1 protein-coding gene is annotated in these 1,026 nt (G+C 26.3%); it reads right to left on the bottom strand.

The genetic code is table 11. The features are described from left to right. A partial coding sequence (locus EPJ72_RS12855; protein WP_147732504.1) for a DDE-type integrase/transposase/recombinase occupies positions 1 to 928 on the bottom strand: 928 nt, incomplete at its 3' end. Positions 929 to 1,026 lie beyond the last annotated feature (98 nt).

Here is a 1,026-nt window from a genome sequence, read left to right as displayed (position 1 = left end):
CCATAGATATTGTACTTTTACTTGCTATAATATTTTTGATTCTTTCTTTGATTGTAATATACAATAACGAAGAAATCAATCTTTGATTGTTATAAAAATGTGTATATTCTTTTAATTTTTCTCTCAATAATTCTACTGTGATATTTTTATTTAATCGTGAATAAAATTCTCTTTCGTCTATGCCGTGTACTCTTTCTACTACGCCATTGTATCTTGGTGTTGCTATAGGAATATATCTCCTCTCTAATTTATTTTTTAAGCAGTATTCATCAAAAATATTTATTTTAGGAGTATTAATACAGCGATAAGTATATTCTATACCATTGTCCGTTTGTATAGCCTGTATCTTAAAAGGCGAAGTTTTTAAGACATATTTTAAGAAAGATAAAGCACTATAAGGTGTTTTATCCTCATAGATTTGCCTCCAACTATAACGAGCAGATAAATCTACAGCAGTGAATTGATAAACTCTTTTTCTGCCTAATTTGATATATTTAGTGTCTATTTGAACTATTTTGCCCTCTTTTTGTATTTTAGAGACAAATTTTCGTTTATCATATCGCTTCTTTTTCTTTTTTATTTTATATCTCCAAAGATTATTTCTTTTTAGTACATTCTCTATAGCTGTAACACCTATCTTAATGCCTTCACGATTTAAATATGCTTTAATATAATGCTTACCTCGATATTCTTTAGTATAGAGTTCAATAATTAAATTAATAGCTTTTTGATTATTAAAGATATTTGGAGAAGTTTTTGGTCTAGTACTAAAATTAGCGACAGTTCCAGTGTCTTTATATTTTTTAAGCCAAGCATAAAAAGTAGATTTGGGTATTTCTTCTATCTTTAGAAATCTTTTAATATTTTTAGTTTCTAATGCTTCATCCACTATAAATAATTTAAATTCTGTGCTATAATCTCTTTTCATAGTAGCATCCTTTTTATTTGTTTTATGTTCAAAATATTATAACAAGGATACTGCTTTTTTTATACTAAAAAATGTCCAATATCTCATACTCCTAAACA

Origin of the sequence: Brachyspira pilosicoli, from assembly GCF_008016535.1 — a bacterium.
Classification (GTDB): domain Bacteria; phylum Spirochaetota; class Brachyspiria; order Brachyspirales; family Brachyspiraceae; genus Brachyspira; species Brachyspira pilosicoli_A.
This window is presented reverse-complemented; position numbering and strand designations above follow the sequence as displayed.